General features: G+C 70.7%; 22 protein-coding genes. 14 read left to right on the top strand and 8 right to left on the bottom strand.

Going from position 1 to position 25513, the window contains the following annotated elements; all coding sequences use genetic code 11:
* Positions 1-28: 28 nt before the first annotated feature.
* Positions 29-1891: a glycoside hydrolase family 15 protein gene (locus ACFYTQ_RS25405; protein WP_387365798.1), complete on the top strand. Its 1863-nt coding sequence runs from the start codon at positions 29-31 to the stop codon at positions 1889-1891.
* Here the strand turns inward: ACFYTQ_RS25405 and ACFYTQ_RS25400 are convergent.
* Both ACFYTQ_RS25400 and ACFYTQ_RS25395 read right to left on the bottom strand, forming a co-directional pair.
* On the bottom strand, positions 1852-2727 hold the full coding sequence (locus ACFYTQ_RS25400; RefSeq protein ID WP_387365795.1) for a class I SAM-dependent methyltransferase: 876 nt from the start codon (positions 2725-2727) through the stop codon (positions 1852-1854). The two genes, ACFYTQ_RS25405 and ACFYTQ_RS25400, sit on opposite strands and share 40 nt — an antisense overlap.
* A gap of 30 nt (positions 2728-2757) precedes the next feature.
* A complete protein-coding gene (locus tag ACFYTQ_RS25395; protein WP_387365793.1) occupies positions 2758-3102 on the bottom strand; it encodes a hypothetical protein in 345 nt (114 codons plus the stop codon).
* A 47-nt stretch (positions 3103-3149) separates the two neighbouring features.
* Between ACFYTQ_RS25395 and ACFYTQ_RS25390 the strand changes: the two genes are divergently transcribed.
* Positions 3150-4115 carry a quinone oxidoreductase family protein gene (locus ACFYTQ_RS25390; protein ID WP_387365790.1) on the top strand — a complete coding sequence of 322 codons (966 nt, stop codon included), beginning with the start codon at positions 3150-3152 and terminating at the stop codon, positions 4113-4115.
* A gap of 42 nt (positions 4116-4157) precedes the next feature.
* Here ACFYTQ_RS25390 and ACFYTQ_RS25385 read toward each other — a convergent pair whose 3' ends face one another.
* Positions 4158-4757: a TetR/AcrR family transcriptional regulator gene (locus ACFYTQ_RS25385; protein WP_387365787.1), complete on the bottom strand. Its 600-nt coding sequence runs from the start codon at positions 4755-4757 to the stop codon at positions 4158-4160.
* A gap of 84 nt (positions 4758-4841) precedes the next feature.
* On the opposite strand from ACFYTQ_RS25385, the gene ACFYTQ_RS25380 reads away from it, so the two are divergent.
* A complete protein-coding gene (locus ACFYTQ_RS25380; RefSeq protein ID WP_387365784.1) occupies positions 4842-6269 on the top strand; it encodes an FAD-dependent monooxygenase in 1428 nt (475 codons plus the stop codon).
* A gap of 117 nt (positions 6270-6386) precedes the next feature.
* Positions 6387-7967, top strand: coding sequence for a hypothetical protein (locus ACFYTQ_RS25375; protein ID WP_387365781.1), 1581 nt, complete (start codon positions 6387-6389; stop codon positions 7965-7967).
* Between the two features lie 140 nt (positions 7968-8107).
* On the opposite strand, the gene ACFYTQ_RS25370 is transcribed toward ACFYTQ_RS25375, so the two are convergent.
* Positions 8108-9094 carry a heme o synthase gene (locus ACFYTQ_RS25370; protein WP_387365778.1) on the bottom strand — a complete coding sequence of 329 codons (987 nt, stop codon included), beginning with the start codon at positions 9092-9094 and terminating at the stop codon, positions 8108-8110.
* Positions 9095-9370: 276 nt separating this feature from the next.
* On the opposite strand from ACFYTQ_RS25370, the gene tkt reads away from it, so the two are divergent.
* From tkt to ACFYTQ_RS25340, 6 genes are all read left to right on the top strand, one after another.
* Entirely contained in the window at positions 9371-11515 is a 2145-nt protein-coding gene (gene tkt / locus ACFYTQ_RS25365; RefSeq protein ID WP_387365775.1) for a transketolase, read from the top strand.
* Positions 11516-11520: 5 nt separating this feature from the next.
* Positions 11521-12651: a transaldolase gene (gene tal / locus ACFYTQ_RS25360; protein WP_387365772.1), complete on the top strand. Its 1131-nt coding sequence runs from the start codon at positions 11521-11523 to the stop codon at positions 12649-12651.
* A 93-nt stretch (positions 12652-12744) separates the two neighbouring features.
* The gene (gene zwf, locus ACFYTQ_RS25355; protein ID WP_387365769.1) at positions 12745-14217 is read left to right on the top strand and encodes a glucose-6-phosphate dehydrogenase; all 1473 of its coding nucleotides are present in this window, start codon (positions 12745-12747) and stop codon (positions 14215-14217) included.
* Positions 14214-15122, top strand: a complete 909-nt coding sequence (opcA, locus tag ACFYTQ_RS25350) for a glucose-6-phosphate dehydrogenase assembly protein OpcA (RefSeq protein WP_387365766.1) — start codon at positions 14214-14216, stop codon at positions 15120-15122. The genes zwf and opcA overlap by 4 nt, the downstream gene beginning before the upstream one ends.
* Positions 15115-15852: a 6-phosphogluconolactonase gene (gene pgl, locus ACFYTQ_RS25345; protein ID WP_387365763.1), complete on the top strand. Its 738-nt coding sequence runs from the start codon at positions 15115-15117 to the stop codon at positions 15850-15852. The genes opcA and pgl overlap by 8 nt, the downstream gene beginning before the upstream one ends.
* Positions 15849-16394, top strand: a complete 546-nt coding sequence (locus ACFYTQ_RS25340; RefSeq protein WP_387365760.1) for a nitroreductase family protein — start codon at positions 15849-15851, stop codon at positions 16392-16394. Before pgl ends, ACFYTQ_RS25340 begins: the two co-directional genes overlap by 4 nt.
* On the opposite strand, the gene ACFYTQ_RS25335 is transcribed toward ACFYTQ_RS25340, so the two are convergent.
* Positions 16378-17361 (bottom strand): alpha/beta fold hydrolase, encoded by a 984-nt coding sequence (locus ACFYTQ_RS25335; protein WP_387365757.1) that lies wholly within the window; start codon positions 17359-17361, stop codon positions 16378-16380. The genes ACFYTQ_RS25340 and ACFYTQ_RS25335 overlap by 17 nt on opposite strands.
* A gap of 54 nt (positions 17362-17415) precedes the next feature.
* Here ACFYTQ_RS25335 and ACFYTQ_RS25330 point away from each other — a divergent pair, with 54 nt between their 5' ends.
* Positions 17416-18312, top strand: a complete 897-nt coding sequence (locus tag ACFYTQ_RS25330) for an SDR family NAD(P)-dependent oxidoreductase (protein ID WP_387365754.1) — start codon at positions 17416-17418, stop codon at positions 18310-18312.
* Here ACFYTQ_RS25330 and ACFYTQ_RS25325 read toward each other — a convergent pair.
* Entirely contained in the window at positions 18263-19096 is an 834-nt protein-coding gene (locus ACFYTQ_RS25325; RefSeq protein ID WP_387365751.1) for a LysR family transcriptional regulator, read from the bottom strand. The genes ACFYTQ_RS25330 and ACFYTQ_RS25325 overlap by 50 nt on opposite strands.
* Before the next feature lie 70 nt (positions 19097-19166).
* Here ACFYTQ_RS25325 and ACFYTQ_RS25320 point away from each other — a divergent pair, with 70 nt between their 5' ends.
* Positions 19167-20273: a YbfB/YjiJ family MFS transporter gene (locus ACFYTQ_RS25320; protein ID WP_387365748.1), complete on the top strand. Its 1107-nt coding sequence runs from the start codon at positions 19167-19169 to the stop codon at positions 20271-20273.
* Here ACFYTQ_RS25320 and secG read toward each other — a convergent pair.
* Positions 20260-20493, bottom strand: coding sequence for a preprotein translocase subunit SecG (gene secG, locus ACFYTQ_RS25315; RefSeq protein WP_387365745.1), 234 nt, complete (start codon positions 20491-20493; stop codon positions 20260-20262). The genes ACFYTQ_RS25320 and secG overlap by 14 nt on opposite strands.
* Before the next feature lie 51 nt (positions 20494-20544).
* Positions 20545-22161 (bottom strand): MFS transporter, encoded by a 1617-nt coding sequence (locus ACFYTQ_RS25310; protein WP_387365742.1) that lies wholly within the window; start codon positions 22159-22161, stop codon positions 20545-20547.
* A gap of 52 nt (positions 22162-22213) precedes the next feature.
* On the opposite strand from ACFYTQ_RS25310, the gene ACFYTQ_RS25305 reads away from it, so the two are divergent.
* Together ACFYTQ_RS25305 and ACFYTQ_RS25300 are read left to right on the top strand one after the other, a co-directional pair.
* On the top strand, positions 22214-23005 hold the full coding sequence (locus ACFYTQ_RS25305) for an META domain-containing protein (RefSeq protein ID WP_387365739.1): 792 nt from the start codon (positions 22214-22216) through the stop codon (positions 23003-23005).
* Positions 23006-23064: 59 nt separating this feature from the next.
* Positions 23065-25509: a thiamine pyrophosphate-dependent enzyme gene (locus ACFYTQ_RS25300; protein ID WP_387365736.1), complete on the top strand. Its 2445-nt coding sequence runs from the start codon at positions 23065-23067 to the stop codon at positions 25507-25509.
* Positions 25510-25513: the final 4 nt, after the last annotated feature.

The following is a 25513-nucleotide window of genomic DNA, read 5'->3' as shown; positions in this document are numbered from 1 at the left end:
GTGCCCACGCTACCGGAAAGGAGATGCCGTGACCGCTCATCCGTCCATCGCCGACCACGGTGTGATCGGCGATCAGCAGACCGCCGCCCTGGTGAGTATCGACGGGGATATCGACTGGTTCTGTAGTCCCCGTTTCGATTCGCCGAGCGTTTTCGGCGCGTTGCTGGACGACCGTCGCGGCGGGCAGTGCCGAATTCGGCCCGCGCAGCGGCCCTATCGCGCGCGGCAGATGTATTTCCCCGACACGGCCGTGCTCATCACCCGGTTCGCGACCGACGCGGGCACCGGCGAGATCGTCGATTTCATGCCGCCCACCGGTAAGGACAGCACGGGCACCCACCGGATCGTGCGCCTGCTGCGGTGCGTGCGCGGCCGGATCACCTTCGAACTGGACATCCTGCCCGCCTTCGACTACGGCCGCCGCCCGCACACCGTGCGGACCAGTGTGGACGGCGCGGTCTTCGACGGCGGCGACCTCGGCCTCACCCTGCACGGCGTGCGCGAGCCCGGCGACGCGCGGCTGGCGCAGCTACAGATCACCGAACAGGGGGCGTTGCAGGGGTTGTTGCCGCTGTCGGCGGGACAGGTCCGCGGCTTCGTGCTCGACACCGGAATTCGTCGGCCGCCCACCGCGATTCGCGTGGCCGAGGTCGAGGAGCTGTTCGACGAGACGGTCCGGTTCTGGCACGGCTGGCTGGCGAAATCGACCTATCGCGGGCGATGGCGCGAGGTCGTGCACCGCTCCGCGATCACCCTGCGGCTGCTGACCTACGCGCCCACCGGGGCGCCGATCGCGGCGGCCACCGCGGGCCTGCCCGAGGAGCTCGGCGGGGAACGGAACTGGGACTACCGCTACACCTGGATCCGGGACGCCTCCTTCACCATCACCTCGCTGCTGTCGCTCGGATTCACCGAGGAGGCAGCGGATTTCGCGCGCTGGCTGCGCAATCGCTATCGCGCGCAAGGCGATCCGCTCGAGGTCATGTACCGGGTGGACGGGTCGACCGACCTCCGCGAGGAGATCCTCGACCACTGGGCGGGCTATCGGGGTTCGCGGCCGGTGCGCATCGGCAACGACGCCGCCGGACAGCTGCAACTCGACATCTACGGGGAACTGCTCGACGCCCTGTTCCAGGCCGACCGCGCCGGTTTGCGGATCGGGCACGCGGGCTGGCAGGACCTCACCGCGCTGCTGGACTGGCTGACCACGCACTGGGACAGCGCCGAGGAGGGCATCTGGGAAACCCGCGGCGGGCGCGCGGATTTCACCTACGGACGGCTGATGAGCTGGGTGGCGTTCGATCGGGCGATCCGGCTGGCCGACCGGCACGGCCTGCCCGGGCGGGTGGAATCCTGGCGTCGGCAGCGCGCGCTGATCCACACCCAGATCTGGGAGTCGGGCTGGAGTCCGCGCCGGCGCGCCTTCGTGCAACGCTACGACGGCGAGGTGCTGGATTCGTCGCTGCTGCGCATGGTGCAGGTCGGATTCGTCGCGCCCGGCGATCCGCAGTGGCTGTCGACCCTGGCCGCGATGCGGCACGAGCTGGTGACCGACAGCCTGATGCATCGATACGATCCGGCCGCCTCGCCGGACGGGCTGGCGGGCGCGGAGGGCACCTTCTCGCTGTGCACGTTCAACTACGCGAGCGCGCTGGCCCGCGCGGGCAAGGTCACCCAGGGCCGGATGGTGTTCGAGAAGATGCTCACCTACGCCAACCACCTCGGGCTGTTCGCCGAGGAGATCGCGGTCACCGGCGAACAACTCGGCAACTTCCCGCAGGCGTTCACCCATCTGGCGCTCATCGATGCCGCCCTCACCCTCGATCGCGCGCTCGACGACGAGGGCGAGGACTACGACTTGTCCGCGATCACCGCCCGGCCCAGCCCGTAGGCGCGGGACTGCGGCACCGGTATCCCCAATTCGGTTGCCGCGCCGAACAATTCGCGGTCGTCGGTGACGGTGAGGCCGTGGTCGTTCAGCAGCGCGCGCATTTCCTGCGGGGACCAGGTCGACAGGTGCGGTTCGTGGCGGAGAGGGTCGCCGCCGCCGGTGAGGCGAGTGAACAGCCGCAGGGCGTGGCGGCCCAGGCCCGCGAGGCGATTGCGGGTGGGATAGGTCGCGATGAGGCGGCTGCCCGGGGCGGAGAGGTCGGCGACGACCGTGAGCGTCGCGGCGACCTGGGCGTCGGTCAGGTACGGCAGCACGCCCTCCCAGATCCAGGTGGTGGGCAGCGAATCCCGGAATCCGGCGGACCGCAGCGCGGAATCCAGTGCGTCCCGGCCGAATTCGACCGCGACGTAGGTGAGCGACCGCGCGACCGGCGCCAGACCGTCGGCGCGGTCGCGTTTGTCGGCCTGGGAGGCGGGGTGGTCGACCTCGAACACGTCGACCTCGGCCAGTTCGCTCATCCGCCAGGCCCGCGCGTCGAGTCCGGCGCCGAGCAGCACGAGCTGCGAATTGCCTTGTGCGCGAACGGCATCGTCGATGACGACGGTGCGGACCGCCAGCACGCCCGCGGTGCCGCCGAGCAGTTCGTACTCCATCCGTTCCCGCCAGCCACGGGGTTGCTCCCCGGCGCGGGCCCGGTCCACCGCGGCCCGCTCGTCGGGGCGCAGCAGCCGCACGGCCACCGGGTCCGCGAAGCGGCCCACCGCCAGCCGTCCATCGGCCACCGCGCGACCCTGGCACACCAGGACGGCGGTCCAGCTCGCCTTCTTCTCCGTCATGCCCGCCCATTATGGTCGGGCCGCGGGGAATCAGCGCTCGTTGCGCGCCTTGGGGTAGCGGCTCTGCCGGGCGACCCAGCCCGCCATCTTGGCCCAGTGGCCCTTGGCCGGGGTGGCGGCGGCGCTCAGGTCGCGGTCCCAGTGCTCGGTCTCGGTGACCCCGTCGACGGCCGCGACCACGGCCTTGGCGGTGGGCAGGTCGTCGACGACCCGGTCGCCGAGCACGCCGTCGGCGCCGACCAGGGTGATCCGCACGCCGATCCGGCCGATGGGCTGCAAGACGGCGGTGGCCGAACCGCCGTGGGCGGCGGCGAACTTGCGCACCGAGTCGATGACGGCGGACGACGGCTTGGTCGCGGTGGCGGTGTCGGTCATGGAGATCAGTTTACCGACGGGTAAGCACGGGTGTAGAACTGGATTCCATGCGCGCCATCCAGGTTTCCGAGCACGGTGGTCCCGAGGTCCTGAAGCCCGCGGAGGTGCCCGATCCGCAGCCCGGCCCGGGGCACCTGCTGGTCGACGTCGAGGCGATCGGCGTCAATTTCATCGATACCTACATTCGCACCGGCCGCTATCCGCGCGAGGTGCCCTACATTCCCGGGGCCGAGGGTTCGGGCGTGGTGGCGGCCGTCGGGCCCGACGTCGAGGAGTTCCGGGTCGGGGACCGGGTGGCGTGGGCCGACGCCCCGGGCAGTTACGCGGAGCGGGTCGTCGTGCCCGCGCGGGTCGCCATCCCGGTGCCGCCGGGGGTCGAGCCCGCGGTGGCGGCGTCGGCGCTGTTGCAGGGGATGACCGCGCACTATCTGATCGAATCGGTGTACAAGCCCGAGCCCGGCGAGACCGTGCTCGTGCACGCCGGGGCCGGTGGGGTGGGCCTGCTGCTGACCCAGCTGGCGGCGGTCAAGGGCATTCGCGTGATCACGACCGTCTCCACCGACGAGAAGGAGGCGCTGTCCCGGCAGGCGGGCGCGAGCGAGGTGCTGCGCTACGGCGACGACCTGGCCGCGCGGGTGCGGGAGCTGACCGGCGGCGAGGGCGTGGCGGCGGTGTACGACGGCGTCGGCAAGGACACCTTCGAGGCGAGTCTGGCGGCGTTGCGGATTCGCGGCACGCTGGCGTTGTTCGGGGCGGCGAGCGGGCCGGTGCCGCCGTTCGATCTGCAACGGCTCAATCCCGCGGGGTCGCTGTTCGTCACCCGCCCGACGCTGGCGCACTACACCCGCACCCAGGACGAATTGCGGTGGCGCGCGGGCGATGTCTTCGACGCCCTCGCGGCGGGGACGCTGCGGTTGCGGGTGGGCGCGACCTATCCGCTCGCGGAAGCCGAACGCGCGCACCGGGATCTGGAGTCCCGGCGCACGACGGGGTCGATCGTGTTGCTGCCGTAGGTGTTTCGCCGCGGCCCCGAATGGGGTTGCGGCCGTTGCGATTCAGTAGTCGCGCCCGGTCAGGCCGCGGTAGATGAATCGGGTCAGGCCGTCGATCGCCTGGGCGTCGGTCAGCGCGAGCGCGCCCTCCTCGACGGCCTCGAGCAGGGCCTGCACCATCAGGAAGGCCATCGCGAGGCTCGCGTCGGGCGTGCTGGGCAGGGTCAGCCCGGCGGCGTCGAAGCCGTCGAGGTGATCGGCCAGTTCGGCGCGTTCCTCGGCGGCGAATCGCGCCGCGACATGGGCGAATTCGTCATTGACGAGGGCCGCTTGGCCGACCGCGCGCAGCACCGGCCAGTGGGCGCGCGCGAATTGCCAGTAGTTGCGGACGTGGTAGCGGACCGCCGCCGGATCGGTGAAGTCCGGGCTGTGCTCCGCGGCGTCGGCGGCGATGTCGCCCGCCTCGCCGAAGTCGCGCAACAACGCCTGGAGCAGTTCCTCCTTGCCGGCGAAGTGGTTGTAGAACGAGCCCGCCGAGCGCCCCGCGGCGGCGGTGATGTCGGTGATCTTGGTGTTCAGATAGCCGCGCTCGGCGAACAACCGGCGCGCGGCGTCCTTCAACGCCTGTTCGGTCTCGGCCGACTGCTCCTTGCGGCGGGCCATCCCTCACCTCCTTGACAGCGGACCCTACCAACCAGGATAGTGAATTCAGATTCAGTGAATTTGAATTCAGTATCGGAGGGAACCATGTCTACGCAGGTACTCGTAGCCGGAGCGGGGCCGACGGGGCTCACGCTCGGCATCGATCTGGCGCGGCGCGGTGTGGCGGTGCGGATCGTGGACAAGGCGGCGGAGTTCTTCGTCGGATCGCGCGGGGACGGGATCCAGCCGCGCACGCTCGAGGTGTTCGACGATCTCGGCGTGATCGGGGCGGTGCTCGCGGCGGGCGAGGACGCGCCCGCGATGCGGATTCATCTCGACGGCGAGTTCGTCGGCGAGCGGCGACGCGCGGAGTTGCGGGCGCCGACGGCGGCGGTGCCGTACCCGAACGCGTGGGTGCTCGGGCAGTCGCAGGTGGAGGGGATTCTGCGGGAGCGGCTGGGTGAGTTCGGGGTGAAGGTCGAATTGTCCACGGCCGTCACGGATTTCACGCAGGACGAGCACGGGGTCACGGTCTCGCTGGCGGGTCCCGGCGGGGTCGAGACCGCGCGGGCGGACTATCTCGTCGGCGCGGACGGCGGGGCCAGTACGGTGCGCCGGACGTTGGGGATCGCGTTCGAGGGGACCACCGACGAGGAGTTCCGCATGTTGATCGGGGATGTGCGCGCCGACACCCTCGACCATTCGTACGGGTACTGGTTCGCGAGGGCCGACGCGCCGATGGAGGGCGTGGCGCTGACGCCGCTGCCCGGGGATCGGCTGTTCCAGTTCATCGCGCCGCTCGCGGAGTCCGAACCGACCCGCGAGGTGATGCAGCGCGTGCTGGACCGGTACTCGGGGCGCACCGACATCACGATCGGCGAACCGGTGTGGGCCTCGGCGTGGCGGCCGAATATCCGTCTGGCGCAACGGTTCCGGGCGGGACGGGTGTTCCTGGCGGGCGACGCGGCGCACGTGCATCCGCCGACCGGCGGGCAGGGCATGAACACCGGGGTGCAGGACGGCTACAACCTCGGGTGGAAGCTCGCGGCCGCGCTGGACGGGCGCGCGGACGTGCTCGACACCTACGAGTCCGAGCGGCGGGCGGTGGCCGCGCGGGTGCTGGGGGTGAGCACCGACCTGCTGGATCGGCACAAGGCCGGGGACGAGGCCGCGCTCGAGCGGGACGAGACGACGATGCAGTTGGACGTCAGCTATCGGACCGGGGAGGAGACCGGGCGGTTGGTCGCGGGGGATCGGGCGCCGGATTCGGTGTTGCGGCGGGCCGACGGCGGGTCGGTGCGGTTGTTCGATCTGTTCCGCGGGCCGCATGCCACGCTGCTGGCATTCGACGCACCCGTCGGCGAGACCGACGCGCACACCAGGGCGTTCTCGATCGTCGGGCCCGAACGCGCGCCGGTGGGCGAGGAATTGGCGGCCGTCGACGGGCATGCCTTCGCCGCGTACGACGCGACGCCCGGGACGCGAATCCTGGTGCGGCCGGACGGTTATCTGGCCTGGCGTCGGGCGGGGTGACCCCGGGGTGACGCGGCGGCGCGGATGCTGGATGATCTGTGCTGCCGCACAAGCCGATTCGCCCGGTTCGCCGAAACAGTCGTACCGTGGTCGAACGGCCGCTCGGGCGGTCACCGGATGAGGGCTCGACAGGGGTTGATCACGATGTTGGTGAAGGTCCGCAACGACGACCCGTCACGGCTGTCCGCCACCGAGCGGACGGTGGTGAACTGGCTCAAGTCGTGGACCGGCGCGCACGCGTTACCCGGCATCGCGGTGATCAAGGCGGGCGGCACCGACGCGATCGTGTGGACGCCCAAGATCTGTGTCGTCATGACGGTCAAGGGATTCACCGAGCGGGTGAACGGGACGCTGGCCGTCTCGGCGCACGAGCCGTGGACGATCGATGGGCGCGTCGCACCGCTCGAGGGGGCGCAGTCCGGGACCGAGGCGATGGGGGAGATTCGGGAGCGGACCGCGGAGATCCAGCAGTTGCTGCGGGCCGCGCCCGGCCGGGAGGGCGTGGGGGTCATCGGTGTGGTGCTGGTGATTCCGCAACTGGGCACCCGGATCTCGCTCGATAAGGGCGAGTTGCCGGAGGGGATCGATGTGGTGGTCGGCGACGGGCCGTCCTCGCTGCGGTCCTACGTCGCGCGGATCACCGAGGGCGCGCCGGATTCGTGGAACGCGGCGCAGGTGGGTCAGGCGCTGGGCGCGCTCGGATTCGCCGCCGCCGCAACGTATTCGGATCTGACGGCGGAGGGCTTTCCCGCGCCGCGGGCGGATCGGACACCGTCCCGGCCCGCGGATCGTGCGGAGGGAGCTTCCGTTCCGCCTGGCGCGCCGATTCCGCAACCCGGGGCGGGCTTTTCGGGGCAGGGTCAGCAAGGTGTGCCGATTCCGCAGCCCGGGGGCGCGTATTCGCCGTCGGGTGCCGCGTTTTCCGGGCAGCAGGGCGCGCCGATGAGTGGGCAAGGTGCGCCGATCCCGGGGCACGGTACGCCGATGGGGGGCCAGGGTGCACCGATCCCGGGACAAGGCGCACCGATGGGCGGCCAAGGTGCACCGATCCCGGGACAAGGCGCACCGATGGGCGGCCAAGGTGCACCGATCCCCGGACAGGGCGCACCGATGGCTGGGCAAGGCGCACCCATCCCCGGACAGGGCACACCTATGGCTGGGCAAGGCGCACCCATCCCCGGACAGGGCACACCTATGGCTGGGCAAGGCGCACCCATCCCCGGACAAGGCGCCCCCATCCCGCACCGAGGCGCACCGATCCCCGCACCGGGCACACCCCTTGCGGCACAAGACACTTCGACGAACCCGCAAGGCGCCCCCATCCCCCCGGGCTCCCCCGGCGCCACCCCCCGAACCGCCACCCGCGAATTCCCCTCGGGCCCACCATCTTCCACCCCAGGCCCCCAATTCGCCCCCACCCCCCAACCCTATTCGGTCCCCTTCGACCCCCGCCCCCCGAAGGAACCCCGCCCCCGAGGCCGAGGCATCACCCCGTTGATCATCCTCGTCCTCCTGGTCCTGATCCTCGCCCTCGCCGCCTTCTGCACCGGCGGCAACACCAAACACACCACCCCACCCCCCTCCTCCCCCACCTCCGGCCACCCCGCCCCCACCACCTTCACCCCCGCCCCCGAACGCACCATCCCCACCCAAACCCCCGGCCCCGCCTGCTACCCCCTCCAACCCTGCCCCAGCTGACCCTCCAAACCGCCCGTCCCTCAAAGGTTCACGAACACAGCCGCACCCCTTATTCGGATCCGCACCCCTTCCATAGCTCTACAAGGGGTGCGGATTCGAACAAAGGGTGCGGCTGGGTTCGTGGACCTGGGGACCTGGGGTCAGTGGAGGAGGGTGTGGCCTATGGTGTGCCAGCCGAGGACCGAGTCGACGGCGAGGCCGCAGAAGACGACCGCGAGGTAGTTGTTGGATTGGAGGAAGAGGCGGAGGGGTTTGACGGATTCGCCTCGGCGGACGCCGGAGTAGAGCTGGTGGGCCATGAGGAGGAACCAGGCTCCGGCGGCGATGGTGACGGCGGCGTAGACGACGCCGGTGGCGGGGATGAGGGCTACGGTGGCGGCGACGGTGAGCCAGGTGTAGATGACGATCTGTTTGGTGACCGTCTGCTCGGTGGCGACGACGGGGAGCATGGGGACGCCCGCGGCGCGGTAGTCCTCCTTGTAGCGCATGGCCAGGGCCCAGGTGTGCGGGGGCGTCCAGAAGAAGATGACCAGGAACAGCACGAGGGCGGGCCAGCCGATGGTTCCGGTGACCGCGGACCAGCCGACCAGGACCGGCATACATCCGGCCGCGCCGCCCCAGACGACGTTCTGCGAGGTGCGGCGCTTGAGGCCCAGGGTGTAGACGAAGACGTAGAACAGGATCGTCGCCACCACCAGCGCGCCGGACAGCAGATTGGCCTGCCACCACAGCCACGCGAACGACCCCGCCCCGAGCAGCACCCCGAACACGAACGCGTTGCGCGTCGGCACCGCCTCGCGGGCCAACGGCCGCTTCGAGGTCCGCTTCATCACCTTGTCGATATCGGCGTCGGCCACGCAGTTGAGCGTGTTGGCGCTCGCCGCGCCCATCCAGCCGCCGAACAGCGTCGCGAGGATGAGCCGGATATCGATGTGCCCGCGGTCGGCCAGCAGCATCGTCGGGATCGTCGCCACCAGCAGCAGCTCGATGACGCGCGGTTTGGTCAGCGCGATGTAGGCCAGCACCCGCCGCGTCAGCGCCGCGACCGGACCCGTGCCGGTGACACGGTCGGCCAGCACCGTCGCGGAGGAGCCATGCGCACCACCCGGCTGTTGCCCAATCCGCACTGTCTCTCCTCGCAGGTGGTGCACTCGATCCGATGGGAACTACTACGCACGATGGTAGACCCCGGCGGGTCGGGCCCCGGACCCACCCGCCGCGAATCCGCCCGTGCCGCAGGCATGGTGCGCGTTCAGCGCGGTAATCACTCACCGTAACGAAGGGGCGACACGGCTCGGGGTACGGGCGGGTTCCCGTATCGCGGCGTGACGCTCACCTCTAGGGTGGTGGGTAATCTCGAGCCGCCGCCCACCGATGACGAGAAGGTCAGGAGAATCCCGGTCGTGTCAGTCACAGACGACATCCGTGCCCTCACCCAGCCGAACCACCCGGAAGACTGGACAGATCTGGATACGCGAGCCGTCGACACGGTCCGCGTTCTCGCCGCCGACGCCGTGCAGCAGGCGGGCAACGGTCACCCCGGCACGGCGATGAGCCTCGCGCCCCTGGCCTACACCCTCTACCAGCGAGTGTTGCGCTTCGACCCGACCGAGCCGAACTGGACCGGCCGCGACCGGTTCGTCCTGTCGGCGGGCCACTCCAGCCTCACCCAGTACATCCAGCTGTATCTGGCGGGCGTGGGCCTGGAACTCGACGACCTGAAGAATCTGCGCAAGTGGAACTCGCTCACCCCGGGCCACCCCGAGTACCGGCACACCCCGGGCGTCGAGATCACCACCGGCCCGCTCGGGCAGGGCCTGGCCTCCGCGGTCGGCATGGCGATGGCCGCCCGGCGCGAGCGCGGCCTGTTCGATCCGAACGCCGAGCAGGGCCACAGCCCGTTCGACCACTTCGTCTACGTCATCGCCTCCGACGGCGACATCGAGGAGGGCGTCACCTCCGAGGCGTCCTCGCTCGCGGGCACCCAGCAGCTGGGCAACCTGATCGTCTTCTACGACGACAACCGCATCTCCATCGAGGACGACACCACCATCGCGCTGAGCGAGGACACCGCCGCCCGCTACCGCGCCTACGGCTGGCACGTGCAGGTCGTCGAGGGCGGCGAGGACGTCGTCGCGATCGAGAAGGCCATCGCCGACGCACAGGCCGTCACCGACAAGCCGTCGTTCATCCTGCTGCGCACCATCATCGGCTATCCCGCCCCGAACAAGATGAACACCGGTTCCGCGCACGGCGCCGCGCTGGGCGCCGACGAGGTGGCCGCCACCAAGAAGATCCTCGGCTTCGATCCGGACAAGACCTTCGAGGTCGACGAGGCCGTCATCGCCCACACCCGCGGCAACGCCGCCGAGCGCGGCAAGACGCTGCGCGCGGCCTGGCAGGCCCGCTTCGAGGCGTGGGCGCAGGCCAACCCGGACAACAAGGCGCTGTTCGACCGCCTCTACGAGCGCAAGCTGCCCGAGGGCTGGGCCGACGGCCTGCCGTCCTGGGAGCCGGACGCCAAGGGCCTGGCCACCCGCAAGGCGTCGGGCAACGTGCTCGCCGCGCTCGCCCCGGTGCTGCCCGAATTGTGGGGTGGCTCAGCCGATCTCGCCGAATCCAACAACACCACCATGCCCGGCGAACCGAGCTTCGGCCCGGAGTCGATCTCGACCGGCATGTGGAAGGCCAACCCGTACGGCCGCACGCTGCACTTCGGTGTCCGCGAACACGCCATGGGCGCGATCCTCAACGGCATCGCCCTGCACGGCCCGACCCGCCCGTACGGCGGCACCTTCCTGGTGTTCTCCGACTACATGCGGCCCGCGGTCCGGCTGGCCGCGCTCATGCGGGTGCCGGCCATCTACGTGTGGACCCACGACTCGATCGGGCTCGGCGAGGACGGCCCGACCCATCAGCCGATCGAGCATCTGGCCGCGCTGCGGGCGATCCCCGGCCTGAACGTGGTGCGCCCCGGCGACGCCAACGAGACCGTGCACGCCTGGCGGGCCATCCTCGAACTGGAGAGCGCCGAGCGCGCCTCGCACTTCACCCCGAAGCAGGGCCCGCACATCGACGGCCCGTCCGCGCTGGCGCTGACCCGCCAGAACCTGCCGGTGCTCGAGGGCACCAGCTACGAGGGCGTCCGCAAGGGCGGCTACGTCCTGGCCGAATCGTCCACGGACACACCGCAGGTGATCCTGATCGCTACCGGCTCGGAGTTGCAGATCGCCGTGGAGACCCGCACTAGGCTGGAGGAGCAGGGCATCGGAACCCGGGTGGTCTCGATGCCGTGCGTGGAATGGTTCGACGCGCAGGACCAGACCTACCGCGACGAGGTGCTGCCGCCCGCGGTCCGCGCCCGGGTCTCCATCGAGGCCGGGATCGCGATGCCGTGGTACCGGTTGACCGGGGACGCGGGTGAGCACGTGTCGATCGAGCACTTCGGTGCCTCGGCCGACTACCAGACCCTGTTCCGTGAGTTCGGCATCACCACCGACGCCGCGATCGAGGCCGCCCGGCGTTCACTCGACAAGGTGAAGGGATAAGCGACATGGCACAGAACGAGAATCTCGCCGCACTGTCCGCGGCGGGGGTGTCGGTGTGGCTCGACGATCTGTCGCGGGACCGCATCCGGTCCGGCAACCTCGCCGAACTCATCGCGACCCGCAGCGTGGTCGGCGTGACCACCAACCCGACGATCTTCCAGGGCGCGCTCAGCAAGGGCCACGCCTACGACGATCAGATCAAGGAACTGGCCGCCCGCGGCGCCGACGTGGACGCGGCCATCCGCACGATCACCACCGACGACGTGCGCGCCGCCTGTGACGTGCTGGCCGAGGCGTTCGACGCGAGCAACGGCGTCGACGGCCGCGTCTCCATCGAGGTCGATCCGCGCCTGGCCTTCGACACCGACAAGACCGTCGCCCAGGCGGTCGAGCTGTGGAAGATCGTGGACCGGCCCAACCTGTTCATCAAGATCCCCGCCACCGAGGAGGGCCTGCCCGCCATCACCAAGGTGATCGCGGAGGGCATCAGCGTGAACGTCACGCTGATCTTCTCGGTCGAGCGGTACCGCAGCGTGATGGGCGCCTACCTCGACGGCCTGCGCAACGCCCGCATCGCCGGGCACGATCTGGCCCGCATCCACTCGGTGGCGTCGTTCTTCGTCTCCCGGGTGGACACCGAGGTCGACAAGCGACTCGAGCAGATCGGCACGCCCGAGGCCCTGGCGCTGCGCGGCAAGGCGGGAATCGCCAACGCGCGCTTGGCCTACGCGGCCTATCAGGACGTGTTCGACGGCGGCGCGCACACCTCGACCTACCAGCATCTGGCGTCGGCGGGCGGGAATCGCCAACGGCCGCTGTGGGCTTCGACCGGGGTGAAGAACCCGGACTACTCCGACACCATGTACATCACCGAACTGGTCGCGCCCAACACGGTGAACACGCTGCCGGAGAAGACCCTGGAGGCGTTCGCGGATCACGGTGAGCTGCGCGGGGATACGGTCAGCGGCACCGCGGCCGCCGCGCAGGAGGTGTTCGACAAGCTGAGCGCGATCGGCATCGACATCCCCGACGTGTTCCGCGTGCTCGAGCGCGAGGGCGTGGAGAAGTTCGAGAAGTCGTGGGACGAGTTGCTCACCGCGACGAAGTCCGAGCTCGAGACCACCGGGAGCAACTGACCCGTGGCCGGTCCCCAGGAATCGGCAGCACCGGCGAATCCGCTTCGCGAGGAGCGGGACAAGCGGCTTCCCCGGATCGCGAGCCCGTGCAGCATGGTGATCTTCGGTGTCACCGGTGACCTGTCGCGCAAGAAGCTGATGCCCGCCATCTACGATCTGGCGAACCGGGGGCTGCTCCCGCCCTCGTTCGCCCTGGTCGGGTTCGCGCGCCGGGACTGGGCCGACGAGAACTTCTCCGAGGTCGTGCTCGAGGCGGTGAAACAGCACGCGCGCACGCCGTTTCGGCAGGAGGTGTGGGATCAGCTCGCGGAGGGGCTGCGCTTCGTGCAGGGCACCTTCGAGGACGACGCGGCCTTCACCCAACTGGCCGACACGCTGAAGCAACTGGATCAGGAGCGCGGCACCGGCGGCAATCACGCGTTCTACCTCTCGATTCCACCGAACGCATTTCCGACTGTGCTGCAACAGCTTTCGCGTACCGGCCTGGCCCAGCAGCAATCGCCCACCCCGGGCAAGGTCACCCCGTGGCGGCGGGTGGTGATCGAGAAACCGTTCGGGCACGACCTGGCCAGCGCCAAGGAGCTCAACGCGCTCGTCAACCGGGTCTTCCCCGAGGAGACGGTCTTCCGCATCGACCACTACCTCGGCAAGGAGACCGTGCAGAACCTGTTGGCGCTGCGGTTCGCCAACGAGTTGTTCGAGCCGGTGTGGAACTCCAATTTCGTCGACCACGTCCAGATCACCATGGCCGAGGACATCGGATTGGGCGGGCGCGCGGGCTATTACGACGGCATCGGCGCGGCCCGCGACGTCATCCAGAACCATCTGCTGCAACTGCTGGCGCTGACCGCGATGGAGGATCCGGTCAGCTTCCAGCCGCGGCAGTTGCAGATCGAGAAGATCAAGGTCCTCTCGGCGACGAAACTGGTCGAACCGCTGGACGAGACGACCGCGCGCGGACAGTACACCGAGGGCTGGCAGGGCAGCGAGAAGGTCGTGGGCCTGTTGCAGGAGGAGGGGTTCGACCCCAACTCCCGCACCGAGACCTACGCGGCCATCACCCTCAACGTCGACACCCGGCGCTGGGCGGGCGTGCCGTTCTACCTGCGCACCGGAAAACGCCTGGGCCGCAGGGTGACCGAGATCGCGATCGTGTTCAAGCGCGCCCCGCATCTGCCGTTCGACCACGAGATGACCGAGGAACTGGGGCAGAACGCCCTGGTCATCCGGGTACAGCCGGACGAGGGCATCACCATGCGGTTCGGGTCGAAGGTGCCCGGCTCCAGCATGGAGGTCCGCGACGTGAACATGGACTTCAGCTACGGCGAGTCGTTCACCGAGGTCTCCCCCGAGGCCTACGAGCGGCTCATCCTGGACGTGCTGCTCGGGGTGCCGTCGCTGTTCCCGGTCAACGAGGAGGTCGAATTGTCCTGGCGCATCCTCGATCCCGTGATCGAGCACTGGGCGGCCGACGGCAAGCCCGAACCGTACGAGGCGGGCACGTGGGGTCCGATCTCCGCGGACGAGATGCTCGCCCGCACCGGGCGGGAATGGCGGCGCCCGTGATCGTCGACATGCCCGACACCAACACCCAGGACGTCGCCAAGCGCCTGCTCAAACTGCGCGAGAGCAACGGCGTGATCGCCATGGGCCGGGTGCTGACGCTGGTGGTGTGCACGCTGGACTCCTCCGAGGCCGAGGAGGCGATCGACGCCGCCAACGACGCCAGCCGCGAACATCCCTGCCGCGTGATCGTGCTCGCGCGCGGCGACCGGTTCGCCGAGACCAAACTCGACGCCCAGATCCGCGTGGGCGGCGACGCGGGCGCGGCGGAGGTGATCGTGCTGCGGTTGCAGGGCGATCTGGTCAATCACGAGAGCAGTGTGGTCATCCCGTTCCTGCTGCCCGACACACCGGTGGTGGCGTGGTGGCCGCGCGGCGCGCCGGAGTTCCCGTCCAAGGATTCGGTGGGGCGCTTGGCGATTCGCCGCATCACCGACGCCACCTTCGCGGCTGATCCGCAGGGCACGATCCGCAAGCGGCTGGACTCCTACGCGCCGGGCAATACGGATCTGGCGTGGAGCCGGATCACCTATTGGCGCGCGTTGCTCGCCGCCGCGCTCGACGAACCGCCGTTCGAACCCGTTGAATCGGTGACGGTGTCGGGGCTGGCGGAGGAACCGGCGCTGGACGTGCTCGCGGGCTGGCTCGCCGCGCGGCTGGGCTGCCCGGTGCGGCGGCGCACCGGCGAGCTGAAGGTGGAGCTGCACCGCCCGACGGTCTCGATCGCCATCGCGCGGCCGCAGACCGGGCGCACCGCCACCCTGTCCCGCACCGGCGAACCCGATCAGCGATTCGCGTTGGCGCGCAGGGAGACCAAGGACTGCCTCGCCGAGGAGCTGCGGCGGCTGGACGCCGACGAGGTGTACGCCGAGGCGCTGGCCGGGATCGAAAGGGTCGTCTATGAGTGAGCCCGGGATCGAGGTCGTCGCCGACGCCGACGCGCTGGCGGTGGCCGCCGCGCGGCGGTTCGTCGAGGTGGTCACCGCCGCCCAGCGCGATCGGGGTGTCGCCTCGGTCGTGCTGACCGGCGGCGGGTCCGGTATCGCCACCCTCGAACAGGTCCGCAAGCTCGGGGGCGATATCGACTGGTCTCGGGTCGAGATCTTCTGGGGCGACGAACGTTTCGTGCCCGCGGGCGACGCCGAACGCAACGACCGGCAGGCCCGCGAGGCGCTGCTCGATCATGTGCCGGTCGATCCGGCGCGGGTGCACCCGGTCGCCACCTCCGACGGTGAGTATCCCGATCCGGTGGAGGCGGCGGCGGAGTACTCGGCGACCGTGCACGCCCATCTCGCCGAGTACGGCGCCTTCGATCTGCATCTGCTCGGCATGGGCGGCGAGGGGCATGTCAATTCGCTGTTCCCGCACACCGACGCGGTCCGCGAGGAGCACGAACTCGTTGTGGCCGTGACGAATTCGCCCAAACCGCCGCCGGTCCGGATCACCCTCACCCTGCCCGCCGTGCACCGGGCCCGGCACGTCGTGCTGATCGTCGGCGGCGCGGGCAAAGCCGCGGCCGTGGCGGCGGCGATCGGGGGCGCGTCGCCGCTGGACGTCCCGTCGGCGGGCGCGCGGGGCGGCGAGTCGACGACCTGGGTGCTGGACGAGGCGGCCGCGTCGGACCTACCGGCCCGTTGAGCGCCCCGAGCGACTTCGCGGACGCCGGGTCGGTGCGGGCGGCCATCGCGACGCTGCGCTCGGTGCGGCACTTCCGGCCCAATCCCGTTCCGCGCGTGACCGTCGAGGAGGTCATCGAGGCGGCGCGGTGGACGGGGTCGGCCCGCAATCGGCAGCCGTGGCGGTTCGTCGCGGTCACCGATCCTCGGCAGCGCGCGGCGCTGTCCCGGCTCGGCGACTACGCCATGTTGCTCGGCCGCGCCCCGCTGGTGCTGGTGCTGCTGTCGGAGGACAACGGCCACACCGACACCGAATTCGATCTCGGGCGCATGGCGCAATCCCTGTGTCTCGCCGCGCACGAACGCGGCCTGGGCAGTTGCGTCACCAGCTTCCATCCCGACGAGAACGTCCGCGCGGCCGCCGACCTGCTGCTCGCGCCACCGGGCTGGCTGCCCCGCCACGCCATCGCCCTCGGCTACACCGACGACGAGAACCGCGGCTCCCCCACGGCGATTCCCGTCGGACGGCTGCCGGTCGCGGAGCTGCTCACCTGGCTTCCGTGACCTGCGGCAGGTTCAGCGCCGCCAGATTCGTCGTGAGGAAGGCGTTCACCGCCTCGGTGCGTTCCAATTGCACGAGATGTCCGGCGCCGGAGACCTTTTCGACCGCGCGGAGATCCGGGACGTGGGCGCGCATGGTGGTCAGCGGGTCGCGGCCGCTGAAACCCTCCATATCCGGGTCGTGCTCGCCGTAGAGGAAGTGGGCGGGGACCTCGACGGTGGTGGGGAGGTCGGCGGTGAGTTCCCAGTTGCGGTCCAGGGCGCGGTACCAGCTCAGCGGGCCGGTGAAGCCGGTGCGCTCGAATTCGGTTGCGAGCGTGTCGAGTTCGGTCTCGTCGAGCCATGGCCAGGGGAAGGCCGGGGCCTGCGGGAGAACGTCGAGGTAGCCGAGGCCGGGCGGGTTCTTCCAGGTGTCGAGGTAGTGGTAGTCGCCGCTGAGGGAGTAGAAGACGCGGGCCAGGAATTCCTTTGGGCGCGCGGCCAATTCGGCGTCGGCGACGCCGGGGGTCTGGAAATAGGCCAGATGCAGGAAGTGCCGCTCGGCCGCCCGCGTCCAGAACGCCGACGGCGGCTTGGGTGGGCGCGGGGCGTAGGGATTGTTCAGAACGAAGATCCCGGCCACCCGCTCCGGGGCGCGCAATGCCAGCTCCCACACCAGTTGCGCGCCGAAGTCCAGGCCGACGAACACCGCGCGCTCGGCCCCGAGGTCGTCGAGCAGCGCGAGCAGATCGCCGATCACCGCGCGATTGGTGTGCGCCTCCACCCCTTCGGGAGCCTCGGTGCGACCGTAGCCGCGCAGATCCGGGGCGATGGCCCGGTAGCCCGCTGCCGCCAGCGCGGGCAGTTGCCGATGCCAGACGTACCAGCCGTGCGGGAAGCCGTGACAGAGGATCACCGGGAAGCCCCGGCCCTGTTCGACGACGCGCATCCGCGCCTCGCCCGTGTCCACGAACCGCTGTGTCGGCTCCACTCCGCCTCCCGAGTACTAGAACGTGTTCTCATTTCACGGTAGTGTCCCGGAGTCGTGAACGGAATACTCGCCGACCGGGTCGCGGTCGTCACCGGAGCCAGCCGCGGCATCGGCAAGGGCATCGCCCTGGAACTGGGGGCCGCGGGCGCGACCGTGTACGTCACCGGTCGCACCGACGCGCCGGGCCGGTTGCCGGGAACGGTCGCCGAAACCGCCGCGCGCGCAACCGAACTCGGCGGCGTCGGGATCCCGTACATCTGCGATCACCGTCACGACGCGGCGGTGGCGGAGCTGTTCGCCACGATCCGCCGCGACCACGGCCGCCTCGACATCCTGGTCAACAATGTCTACAACTCCCCCGCCTCGGCCCGCTGGCTCGGCAAGCCGTTCTGGGAGGTGCCGCCGCGGGCGTGGGACGAGAGCTTCGACATCGGCGTCCGCTCCCACTACGTCGCCGCCTTCCACGCCGCCCCGCTGCTGATCGAATCGGGCGGCCTGATCGTCAACATCTCCTCCCCCGGCGCGGAGCACTACACCCACAACGCCGTCTACGGCGTCGCCAAGGCCGCCGTCGACCGCCTCACCGCCGACCTCGCCCACGACCTCGCGCCCACCGACGTCACGGTCGTCTCCCTCTGGCCCGGCATCGTGAACACCGAACTGCTGCAAATGGTTCCGCCCGGCCCCGACGGCCGCCGCCTGATCACCCTCCCCGGCGAGGGCACCTTCGACCTCGCCGACGCCGAAACCCCCCGCTTCCCCGGCCGCGCGGTCGTCGCCCTCGCCACCGCCCCCGACCGCCGCACCCGCACCGGAAAGCCCTGGCGCGTGGCCCATCTGGCGGCCGAGTACGGCTTCACCGACATCGACGGCCGGATGCCCCTCGCCGAACCCGAGGAACTCAGGCCACATCCAGGAAGCGCCGCACCGAACGGGCAGGGGCGGGCTTGACGCGCCAGACGAGGCGGACTCGGGAGGGTGGGGCGTCGGGGACGTCCCGGTAGACGACGCCCGGGTGGGGGGCTCGGGTGCGGGCCAGTTCGGGGACGCCGCCGATGCCGCGGTCGGCGGCGATCAGCTCGATCCATTCGTCGAAGTTGGTGCAGTGCACGACGGTGCGGCCGGGAGGCGCTGTGGGCCAGGAGGTTTCGTCGGTGGTGCCGGTGATGGTGTTGGCCACGAGGGGGTAGTGGGCGGCGTCGGACCAGCGCAGGTCGGGGCGGCGGGCGAGGGGTGAGCGGATCGACACCGCCAGCAGGCGTCGCTCCACGCCGATCACGCGGCTCGCGAGTTGGGCGGGCAGCCGGGAGTCGCGGCGATAGAGCGCGACGTCGACCGCGCCGGACTGGAGGGCGGCGATCGGGTCGTCGACGCGGCGGATCTCGACGTGGCCGCCGAGGGCCTCGAAGCGGGTGCGGGCGTCGGCGAACCACGTGTCGGGGAGAAGCCAGGAGAAGCCGATCGAGACCGCGGAACGCAGGTGCAGGTCGGCGACGGCCGTGTCGAGGTCGGCGAGCAGGCGTTGGGCGACCGCGCGGAAGTGTTCGCCCTCGGCGGTGAGGGTGAAGCGGCGCGAGGTGCGTTCGATCAAGCGGCAGTCCAGGATTCGCTCGAGCTGCTGAATGGTCCGGGTCAGCGACGGCTGGGTGATGTGCAGGCGCTCGGCGGCGCGGGTGTAGTTGCGTTCGCGCGTCACGGCCAGGTAGGCCCGCAGGTGCCGCAACTCCAGATCCATGCGTTCAGCGTATACACGGTGCCCGGAAAGCATTTCTCTCGCCCGTCGCGGATCCCTAACGTCGAGTGGTGTGACGATTGTGCCGACTCGCCCGGATTCGCTCGCCCCCGCGTTCCGTGCCTCGGCGGGGCTGGCCGCCGCCATGGGGATCGGGCGGTTCGCCTTCACGCCGCTGCTGCCGGTCATGATTCACGCCGGTCGGATCGACGCGCGGGCGGGCGCGCTCATCGCGGCGGCCAACTACGCGGGCTATCTGCTCGGGGCGGTCGTCCTGGCTCGTCGTCCGGAATGGCACGGCCGCAACACCTTTCGGGTCGCCGCCGTCGCGCTCGTGCTGAGCGAGGCGCTGATGGCCTGGTCCGCGCCGCCGCTCGTGCCCGCGATGCTGCGGCTGGTCGCGGGTGTCGCGAGCGCGGTGGTGTTCATCGGGTGTGCGGGTATCGCGGCGCGGCACGAGAATCGGCGGCGCGCGGCCGGGATCACCTTCGCGGGCGTCGGCTGCGGGATCGCGCTGACCGGAGCGCTGGCACTGGTACTCGGGCCGCACGTGTCGTGGCAGGCGCTGTGGCTGGGGTCGGCCGTGCTGACCGCCGTGCTGCTGGCACCCGCGCTGGCGCTCGATATCGTGCCGGGTCGCCGGGCGCGGGCGGGCACCACCCGTTCGGTCCGGGCGTGGCGGGCGCTGCTGCTCGCCTACTTCCTGGAGGGCCTGGGCTACATCGTGATCGGCACATTCCTCGTGGCCGCCGTCGGTGACGCGACCCTCGGCACGACCCTGTGGGTCGTCGTCGGCGTGGCCGCGGCCCCGGCGACGGTGCTGTGGGGTGTGCTGGCCCGGAAGCGAACCCCGTTGCGCGCCATGGTCTTCGCGCTCGTCTTGCAGTTCTTCTCGGCATTGCTGCCCGCGCTGTCGCCCGGCGCGGTCCCGGCGCTCGTCGCCGCGGCGCTGTTCGGGGCCACGTTCATGGGCATCACCATGCTCGCGATCGAGATCGGCGACGACCTCGCGGGCGCGGGGGCGGCCGCGACGCTGACCGCCGGGTACGGGCTGGGTCAGGTGCTGGGGCCGCTGGTGGTGACGCCTGTCCTGGGCACGAGCTACACCGCGGCCTTCGCCATCGCCGCCGTCGTGCTCGCGGCGGCGACCGGCGTGGCGCTGACGATCAGGAGAACTTGATCTCGAAGCCGATGCCGAGGATGGAGATGATCCAGATCAGGCCGATGAAGATCGTGATGCGGTCGAGGTTCTTCTCCACGACGGTGGATCCGGACAGGCTCGCCTGCACGCCGCCGCCGAACAGGCTGGACAGCCCTCCGCCCTTGGCCCGGTGCAACAGGACCAGCAGCACCAGCAGCACGCTGGTGATGATCAGGAGGATATCCAGGAACATGCGCATGCCCGACAGTTTAGGTCCCCGCCCGCGCCGGTTCCGCAGCAGCCATGGCAATCATCCGCGCCGCCAGGTCCGCACCGGCTGCACCGGTCGCACCGCGACCAGATGCAGGGTGTGACTCTCCCCCGTCGTGTACTCCCCGACGCGTTGTTCGGCCAGCCGGTCGTTGGCGGTGAGCCGGACCTGATGCTGGCGCATGTGCTCGTCCCACGAACGCACCACGAACGCCTCGATATAGCGGTCGGCCACGCCCACGTCCCGGTACAGGCGCCATTCCATCGCGCCCGTGCGCTGCCGGGACCGGCCCACCCGCGCCATGGCCGAGGTGAAGTCGGCCGCCGCCGCGGCGGGTACGTGATAGGTCACCAGCACCAGCACCGGGCCGTCCTCGGGTTCGGGTTCGAACTCCAGCACCGGTTCGGGCCAGTAGGCGGCGGGCGTGGTGTCCAGCGAGGTGACCCGCACCGGCAGCCACACCGTGGTCAGCGCGCACAAGGCCAGCAGGCCGGTCGCGCACCACAGCGCGACCGTCACCCCGAACGACCCCGCCACCACACCCCACACCAGCGAACCGACGGCCTGCCCGCCCATGAACACCAGCTGATACACCGACAGCCCCCGCGCCCGCACCCACCCCGGCAACAGCAACTGCATCGTCGAATTCAGCGTCGACAACGCGGTCAACCAGGAGAACCCACCGAACACCAACGCCACCAACACGATTCCCGCGACGGGCACGCTGGCCGCCGCGAGCGTCGCCACCGCGAACAGCACCGCCGCCAACGCCAGCAACCGGGTCGGGCTCAATGTCCTTCGCAGCCAGGTCAATTGGGTCGCCCCGGCCACCGCGCCCACGCCCAGCGCGCCGAGCAGCAGGCCGTACCCCGACGACGACAACCCGAGGCGCGCGTGCGCGACCACCGGCAGCAACGCCCACAACGCGCTCGCCGGGCCGATGAACAGGATCGACCGCAGCAGCACCCGCCGGATCGCGGGCGCCGCGCGAATGAACCGCAATCCCGTCTGCAGGGCCGCGAACGGGCGTTCCGCGGGCAGATCCTGATCGGCCGTCGGCCGCCGCCACCGGACCAGCACGGCCACCACCCCCACGAACGAGGCGGCGTTCACCGCGAACACCAGCGTCGGCCCGACCAGCGACACCAGCACGCCCGCGATCGCGGGCCCGACCGCGCGGCCGATATTGTTGCTCATACTGCCCAGCGCCGCCGCGGCGGGAATCTCGTTGCGCGGCACCAACTCCGGCTGCACCGCCTGCCACGCGGGCGCGGTCATGGCCTGCCCGATGCCGAGCAGGAACAGCAGCGTCAGCAGCAGCGCCGGGGTGATCCGCCCGACGGCCGTCACCCCCGCGAGCACCAGCGCGCAGACCGCCATCGCCGATTGCGCGCCGATAAGCAGCCGTCGCCGGTCGAGCAGATCGGCGAGCACCCCCGACGGAATCGACAGCAGCATCACCGGCAGGGTCGTCGCGGTCTGCACCAGCGAGACCAGTGTCGCCGCGTTCGGCTCCTCGACCAGCAACCACTGCGCGCCGACCGTCTGCATCCAGGTCCCGAGATTGGACACCAGCTGGGCGATCCACAGCGCGCGAAACACGCGCGACGCCAAGGGCGCCCAGGTGGAGGCGGGAGCGATCGGGGGTGCGGCCATATCGGGAGCCTAACCAGCCGGGATCCGGGCCAATCGCCGCTACGATGGCAACATGTCGGCAACGCTGCTGCGCTGGGTGTCCGTCCTGACGCTGGCGACGGCGGTGGCGGGCTGTGCCACGGACTCGGGCTCGCACGATTCGACCGGTCCGACGCCCATGGGCCACACTTATGTCTCCACCAAGGTCGACGGCACGGCCATCCCCGGCGGCGGCCCGCTCGAACTCACCTTCACCGACGGCCGCGTCTCCGCGCGTTCCGGCTGCAACACCAGCGGCGGGCCGGTGTCCTTCGACGGCGACGTCCTGCGGATCTCCGGCCTCGCGACGACCATGATGGCGTGTGTCGGCGACCGCGCGGGAGCCGACGGCTGGCAGACGGGCCTGCTGGAATCCGCGCCGACCTGGAAACTGAACGGCGACACGCTCACCCTGACCGGTAACGGCAGCACGGTCGCCCTCCTCGACAAGCGGGTCGCCCGGCCCAACCGGCCGCTGACCGAGACCGAATGGACCGTCACCACGCTGCTGCGTCCCGAGGGACAGGTCACCTCGCAGGCCCTCGAACACGCGAAACCCACCCTGACCATCGGCACCGACAATCGGGTCGCGGGCAGCGCGGGCTGCAACCACCTGAGCGGAACGGCCGAGATCGCGGCGGGCGACCGGGAGATCACCTTCCGGCTCGCCACCACCCGCATGCTGTGCGAACCCGAGGTGATGGACGTCGAACGGCAGGTGCTCGAGGCCCTGGACGGTAAGACCACGGCCACCGTCGACGGCGACACGCTCACCCTGCGCAACGACGGCAACGGCACCGGTCTCGTGCTGACCGCCGATCGCTGATCGGCGGCGACGGCGGGATTCCGGCCCGCCGGGCGCTGCGAGACAACATCATTGGAGAGGTGAGCAGCGAACGCGAAGCAGACCTGGATCGCCGGTTGCGGGAGGCGGTGCGCGCGGCGGAGCCGGGGACGCCCCGGGCGGCCACCGATCCCGTCCGGACCGGGAGCGCGTACACGGGTGTCACCTGTCTCGACCTGTTCGACGCGCAGGCCACGAGCCGCCATCTCGATCTCGCCGCCCGGCGGCTCACCGCGTCGGGTCGCGGCTACTACAGCATCGGCTCGTCCGGCCACGAGGGGAATGTGGTGCTGGCGGCCACGTCGCGGCCGACGGATCCGGTGCTGTCGCACTATCGCGCGGGCGCGTTCTTCGTCCATCGCTGCCGTCAGGTGCCCGGCCTCGATCCCATCCGGGACGTGCTGCTGGGGGTGGTCGCCGCGGCGGCGGATCCGATTTCCGGTGGGCGGCACAAGGTTTACGGTTCCCGGCCCGCCGCGGTGATCCCGCAGACCTCCACCATCGCCTCCCACCTGCCGCGCGCGGTCGGGCTGGGTTTCGCCCTGGACCGGGCGACGCGGCTGGGCAGGCGCACCGAGTGGCCGCCGGACGCGGTGGTGTTGTGCACGTTCGGTGACGCCTCGGCCAACCACTCCACCGCCGCCGGCGCCGTCAATACCGCGATTCACACCGCGCACCAAGGGGTTCCGCTGCCGGTGCTGTTCGTGTGCGAGGACAACGGGCTGGGCATCAGCGTGCCGACCCCGCCGGACTGGATCGAGCACGCGTACGGGTCGCGGCCCGGACTGCGGTACTTCACCGCCGACGGGGCGGATCTGCTTGCGGCGCTGGATGTTTCGGCCGAGGCGTTCCGCTGGGCGCGCGAGCATCGACGCCCGGCGTTCCTGCGGTTGCGGACCGTGCGGCTGCTGGGGCACGCGGGTTCGGATGTGGAGTCGGCGTATCGGCGGGCGAGCGATATCGCCGCCGATCTCGACCGCGATCCGGTGGCGGCGACGGCCCGGCTGCTGGTCACCTCGGGCGTCGCCACCGCCGAGCACGTGCTCGAACGGTACGACTCGATCGGGGCGCGGGTCACCGAGGTCGCGGCCCGGGTCGTCGAGGAGCCGCCGTTGCGGAGCCGGGCGGAGGTCATCGCGCCGCTGGTGGCGAGCGATCCGGTGGCGGTTCGCGCGGACGCGGCGCGGACCGAACCCCTGGTGTCGGACCGGCGGGAGGGAGCTCCCGACTCGCCGGGAAAGCCGTTGTCGGGCAATGGTTTCGGTCTGCCCGCCCTGCGGACCGGGCGCTCGGTGGCGGCGGCCGGGGACGCGGCGTCGCCGGGCGAGAATCCGGCGGCGGAACTGCGGGACGCGACCGCGGCGGGCAGCACCGCCATAGACCCCGGCGACTCGGTGGTGGTCGTCTCCGATCGGGAGGAGCCCGCACCGGGCGGCCGGGAGCGGGCCGACGGGCCGATGACGTTGGCGCAGGCCGTGAATCGCACGCTCGCGGCGCTGCTGGAACGCGACGACGACATTCTGGTGTTCGGCGAGGATGTCGGTCGCAAGGGCGGGGTGTACGGGGTGACCAAGGGTTTGCAGAAAACCTTCGGCGCCCGCCGGGTCTTCGACACCCTGCTCGACGAGCAGAGCGTGCTCGGGTCCGCGCTCGGCGCGGGACTCGCCGGATTCGTGCCGATACCCGAGATCCAGTACCTGGCCTATGTGCACAACGCGCTGGACCAGATTCGGGGCGAGGCCGCGACGCTGCGATTCTTCTCGGCCGGGCAATATCGCAATCCGATGGTCGTGCGCATCCCCGGATACGGATACCAGAAGGGCTTCGGCGGTCACTTCCACAATGACGACTCCGTCGCCGCCCTGCGCGACATCCCCGGCGTGGTGGTCGCCTCCCCCGCCCGCGCCGACGACGCGGCCGCGATGCTGCGCACCTGCGTCGCGGCGGCCCGCGTCGACGGCCGGGTCTGCCTCTACCTCGAGCCGATCGCCCTCTATCACACGCGTAACCTGCACGAATCCGGTGACGACGCCTGGCTCGCCGCCGCCACCGGCGATTCGGTCGACATCGGCCGCGCCCGCGCGTACGGCGAGGGTGCCGACCTCACCATCGTCACCTTCGCCAACGGCGTCCCCATGAGCCTGCGCGTCGCCCGCCGCCTCGCGGACCGCGATATCAATGCCCGCGTCCTCGATCTGCGCTGGCTCGCGCCGCTGCCGCTCGACGACCTCCTCCACCACGCCCGCGCGACCGGCCGCGTCCTCGTCGCCGACGAGACCCGCCGCAGCGGCGGGGTTTCCGAATCGGTCTGCGCCGCGCTGCTGGACGCCGGGTTCGACGGCCCGATCGCGCGGGTCACCAGCGCCGACAGCTTCGTTCCGCTCGGCCCGGCCGCGGCCCGCGTACTCCTGGACGAGGACGCGATCGAGGAAGCCGCGGCGAAACTCGTCGAATCCTCGGCGGACACGTCCGATACGCGGCGCTAGGGGC

It is taken from the genome of Nocardia sp. NPDC004068 (assembly GCF_042874315.1).
GTDB lineage: Bacteria > Actinomycetota > Actinomycetes > Mycobacteriales > Mycobacteriaceae > Nocardia.
Note: the sequence above shows the minus strand (reverse complement) of the source record. Positions and strands in the feature narration are given on the sequence as shown.